The organism is Butyricicoccus sp. (assembly GCF_050872565.1).
Taxonomy (GTDB): domain Bacteria; phylum Bacillota; class Clostridia; order Oscillospirales; family Butyricicoccaceae; genus Butyricicoccus_A.
On the sequence record NZ_JBNMHC010000178.1, the window covers coordinates 1 to 4,605 of the forward strand.

A 4,605-nucleotide genomic window follows, 5' to 3' on the forward strand; every position below is an offset into this window, starting at 1 on the left:
ACTGCCGCAATTGCTGTTGCCGCATTTTTTGCCTGTACTATGCCGGGCAGTTTTACGGTTATATCTCGCATTTTGTTATAGGCAAATGTCACAGAGGTTTCATCTGTCCGTGTGACGGAAACATCCCGCACAATGGTCAGCGGACTGTTTTGCTGCTGACAAATTGTTTGGATTTCCTGTTCGACTTCCGGTTCTTGTCCTTGCAGTACGGCCGGTGTATTGGGTCTGATAATGCCGCCCTTGGCGCGGGCAATCTCCTGTATCGTATCACCCAAAAATTTCATATGATCCATGCCGATGGACGTCAGCACGCTGACTGCTTTGTTCGAGACAATATTGGTCGCGTCATCTCTTCCGCCCATGCCGCATTCTACGACAGCAATTTCGCACTGTTTCTGCGCCATCCAAGCGAACGCCAGTACAGTCTCCAGCTCAAATGCTGTCGGAATCGGCTCTCCGTTTTCCTGCATGATCTGACAGCACGCAATGAGCTTAGTCATCCACAGCGCATACTCTTGCTCGGAAATCATTTCTCCATTGACGCACCAGCACTCTCTCGGCGTAAACACAGCCGGAGAGGCATAGGTACCGACCCGATACCCTGCCGCTCGCAGGATAGAAGCGATACACGTCAGCGTAGAGCCTTTGCCGTTGGTGCCTGCGATATGTACGACCGGATAACGATTTTGCGGATTGCCCAACCGAGCCAGCAAATGCCGCATCGGTTCCAATCCCAACACAATGCCCTTTTGCGCGGTCAAGCCTGCGATATACTCCCGTGCCTGCGAATATGGCATTGCCCGGCGGCGCAGGGTCAAAAACGTATACGGAATTTCTCCTGCGACATCCTGTGTCTCCGTGCACACAAACGCCTCTTTTTCCCATTGCGGGAACTGCGTATCTCCGGCATATTCATGATGAATTTCTGTCAGATACAGGACATCTGCCAGCGGCAGAGCCTCTTGATACAGCTGTGCGCCGCCGCAGATAAAGACATCGCGTCCGGCGGCCTGTTCCAATGCCGCGCCAAGGCTTGGCATCGTGACACAGTGCGGCGCATCAAAGTTTTTTGTCCGAGACACAACAATGGTTTCCCGTCCCGGCAGCGGAAAGCCGATTTCCTCATATGTCCGTCTGCCCATGACAAGGACATGTCCCATCGTGAGATCCCGAAAGCGATGCTTTTCCTCCGGCAGATCCCAAGGGATGCGCCCATCCCGTCCAATGATTCTATTTTGTGCAAATGCGGCGATCAGCGCAAGCATAGCATTCTCTCCCGTCCATTTTTTCCTAGGAGTATAGCATACCATATTTTCCCGCGTCTGACAAACAGACTGCCGCACGAATTTCGATGTTTTAGCTGGGAAAATCCCTAAATATGTAGTATACTGGTACAAAAGAAGGAGAAAATTGCCATGCTGATTTATCTTTCGCTGATTGAAGAAGATACCGAAAGAGAAAAATTCGAGATTTTATACGACGCATACCGCAATTTGATGTTTTACATTGCCAATCAGATTTTGGGCGACACGCAGGACTCCGAAGACGTTGTTCATCAGTCCCTCATAAAAATCATTGAAATTTTGGACAAAATTTCTCAGCCCAAGTGTCCCCAAACGCGTGCGCTCGTCGTTACTATAGTCAGAAGAACTGCGATTGACCTGTACCGTTCACGCAAGCGCAAGCCGTTCATTCCGCTGCACGAGGAAATCCCGCACATGCATCCGATGCCGGAACCCGACGCCATGACAGAGGGCTTTTCCATCGCGCAGGCGATTGCCTCTCTGCCCGACCGCTATCGCGAGCTATTGCTGCTGAAATACGATACAGGATATTCGGAGAAGGAAATTGCCCAGCTGCTCGGCATGAGTGAAGCGAACGTCAAAAAGACGATTCAACGCGCAAAAGCCAAGCTGCAAACCCTTTTGGATGAAATGGAGGCGGATGTATGAAGCTGACAGAAGACATGCTCCGGCAGCACGCAGCGGAAGCCCGTGATCTCTGGCTGTCCACGCTGCCGCAGGAGAAAGAGGTTCCCTCGCATACCTTTTCCCGCCGCTTTGAGCGAAAGCTGCGCAAGCTCCGTGCCGAACAACGCCGCTCCCCGCGCATGAATCGCATTGTACATGTCCTGCGCTATGTCGCCGCCTGCGCGGCTGTCGTCCTGTGCATCGGCGGTACCGCCTACGCTTATCGCGTCGGCGTGATTGATATGCTCATCCAAAGGTTCAAAGAATATACGTCTATCCAGTACTCGTCCGATACCACCGCGGAAGATGCGAAATTTCCCACAATTACATGGGGATATTTACCGGAAGGAATGGTGCAGAATAAAGATACAAGTACACAAGATGAGTTCATGAAAATAACTGCTTATGAAAATCCACAGAATAACTCTTCTTTCATACTGTATGAAGAGCTAGTAACTCTCTCCGATGGCAGTACACACAATATTGATACTGAGAATGCTACTGTTAGTCATTTTACTATTGACGGAGAAGCAGCTATTTCATCGTATAAGGACTACACTACAGTCATTTCTTGGACTCACGAAAGTATTATTTATACACTGATTACTTATCATCTTTCCCCTGAAGATGCAAAGCAAATTGTACTGAATATCCATTCAAAATAATTTTTAAAAAAATTTCATATGAAGTGTCCCTTTTACACCTCCTGATTCGTTACTATGATTAGAAACAATTAGGAGGTGTTTTTCTATGAAAAACCAAAAAGCAAAACGAATCTTCGCATCCATCTGTTTATCCACCTGCCTGCTGACCTGCGCGGCACCAATCGCTCTAGCAAGCGAAACAACTTCTAACGCAGATTCTCCCATTGCTCCTTGCAACACGTATATATCTTATTCAGCTTGTTCGTTGAAGGTATCTGGCAATACCCTTACTGCATACGGAATGGTCAATGCTAACACTTCTGTGAACAAATGCTCCATTAAATTGGTTCTCCAGAAAAAGTCTGGAACTTCTTGGACACAGGTCGCAGAATGGTCGGGAAGTAAAAACTCCAATTCGTATACTCTTTCTCAAAAGAGAAATTCTTCTAAAGGAACGTATCGTGCAGTCGCCACTGTAAAAGTTTGGAACGGAAATTCTTCTGAATCCAACACGGTTTATTCAAATACATGTACCATCAAATAATTTTGTTAATATTGTACAATTTTTAATGCAAATTGTTATTTATTGTTTATATTGATTTTTCTTTTAAGATATGTAATACTATAGTCACAGAAAACAAGCAAACAGTTTTAAATGCATATACTAGTTCGTATTTATTATGTTTAACTTGCTTTTTGAAATTTATTTAAACCCACAATTTGTACCGAAAGGAGCGCAAAATGAAAAAAGTTTTCCGCAACATCACAAGTCTTATTTTAGCGTGTTTAACGCTCACTTCAACAGTTGCATTTGCATCTGATTCTGTATCTCCTTCAGATACCAACTCTGATGTTCCCTTTCCTACTACTCCTGTAGCATATTCTCACTATGCTGAAGCAGAAGTATCTGTTGATGATCTGGAAAATGGCGGAATAACTGTAGCAGTATATTTAGACGAAAACAACGATCCTGTCTTCGTACGTGTTGCAGAAAACACACCTCTTCCACAAGCTACCGCTGTTTCCTCATTTCATGTCGGTTTAAAAACAGATTCTAAGGGAAAAAAATATATGCACTGGGTCGCAAACGGATCTAAAATCACACGTATTGGTGGATATATTATCTGCAAAGCAACTTCTGGAAATACCCAATATCAAGGAACATCTATTTCCTTCTCCAGCAAAACCGGTGCCAGTTATGCTCAGGGAATGTCCAACTCTTTTTCTATTCCAAGTAGTGTAAAAAAAGTAAAAGTAGGTTGGTCTTGGGTAACTGTAACATCTCAGGCACAAGGCGCAATTTCTGTACCTAGCGCGTATACAACAGTTACACTTTAAATATATATACTGTTATCTATTCTATAGGATTGCGAAAGGATTTTATATGAAAAAATCATATATGTTAATGTGTTTTTTACTTTCTGCTACTCTACTCACTGCTTGTGGAGACAAAATTTCTACAGAAGACATCAAATCTGCCATTCAGGATTCTGTCCCATCAATCAGTCAATTGGCAGAGGGTCCAACCGCCATTACCTTCAAAACCGATAACGGAGAAATCACCAATTATACCGTTACCGAAGATGGAGACAAAATCACCGTTACCGATGAAGATGGAAAAACCGTATGCACATTTTCCGTCAGTGATTTTGACAAATAATTCTCTATTATATCTCTCTATCCCCAGATACTCCGGTGTCTGGGGATGCCTGTCTCTTAACAATTCTAAAGATTCCCAAAAGGGTCTTTTCTTTCCGCATTCATTTTGTTACAATATATACAACACAGTACAAAGGAGGGATTCCTATGTTGAAAAGAAATCGCGTATCCATGATGATCTGTCTGGCGTTTTGTGCCGTCCTGCTCACCGCCTGCGGACAGACCAAAACCGCAGAACAGAAAGACCCTACACTGGAAGTCGTCAGCGCAAAAGTCGCAGAGGCGATTCTCGCGGATACCAGCACGGATGAAAATGCCGTTCAGTCTCTGCG

At 45.0% G+C, this 4,605-nt stretch carries 7 protein-coding genes; 6 read left to right on the forward strand and 1 reads right to left on the reverse strand.

Translation table 11 applies throughout. The features are described 5' to 3' along the window. On the reverse strand, positions 1-1,265 hold a 1,265-nt coding region (locus ACR0P9_RS08000; protein WP_432619012.1), incomplete at its 3' end, for a dihydrofolate reductase. A 150-nt stretch (positions 1,266-1,415) separates the two neighbouring features. Here ACR0P9_RS08000 and ACR0P9_RS08005 point away from each other — a divergent pair. From ACR0P9_RS08005 to ACR0P9_RS08030, 6 genes are all read left to right on the forward strand, one after another. Continuing rightward, entirely contained in the window at positions 1,416-1,952 is a 537-nt protein-coding gene (locus ACR0P9_RS08005; protein WP_432619014.1) for an RNA polymerase sigma factor, read from the forward strand. After that, the gene (locus tag ACR0P9_RS08010; RefSeq protein WP_432619016.1) at positions 1,949-2,635 is read left to right on the forward strand and encodes a DUF4367 domain-containing protein; all 687 of its coding nucleotides are present in this window, start codon (positions 1,949-1,951) and stop codon (positions 2,633-2,635) included. Before ACR0P9_RS08005 ends, ACR0P9_RS08010 begins: the two co-directional genes overlap by 4 nt. An 85-nt stretch (positions 2,636-2,720) precedes the next feature. Beyond that, a complete protein-coding gene (locus tag ACR0P9_RS08015; protein WP_432619018.1) occupies positions 2,721-3,158 on the forward strand; it encodes a hypothetical protein in 438 nt (145 codons plus the stop codon). Between the two features lie 197 nt (positions 3,159-3,355). Further along, positions 3,356-3,952: a hypothetical protein gene (locus ACR0P9_RS08020; RefSeq protein ID WP_432619020.1), complete on the forward strand. Its 597-nt coding sequence runs from the start codon at positions 3,356-3,358 to the stop codon at positions 3,950-3,952. Between the two features lie 61 nt (positions 3,953-4,013). Continuing rightward, the gene (locus tag ACR0P9_RS08025; protein ID WP_432619022.1) at positions 4,014-4,274 is read left to right on the forward strand and encodes a hypothetical protein; all 261 of its coding nucleotides are present in this window, start codon (positions 4,014-4,016) and stop codon (positions 4,272-4,274) included. A gap of 146 nt (positions 4,275-4,420) precedes the next feature. After that, a partial coding sequence (locus ACR0P9_RS08030; protein ID WP_432619024.1) for a hypothetical protein occupies positions 4,421-4,605 on the forward strand: 185 nt, incomplete at its 3' end.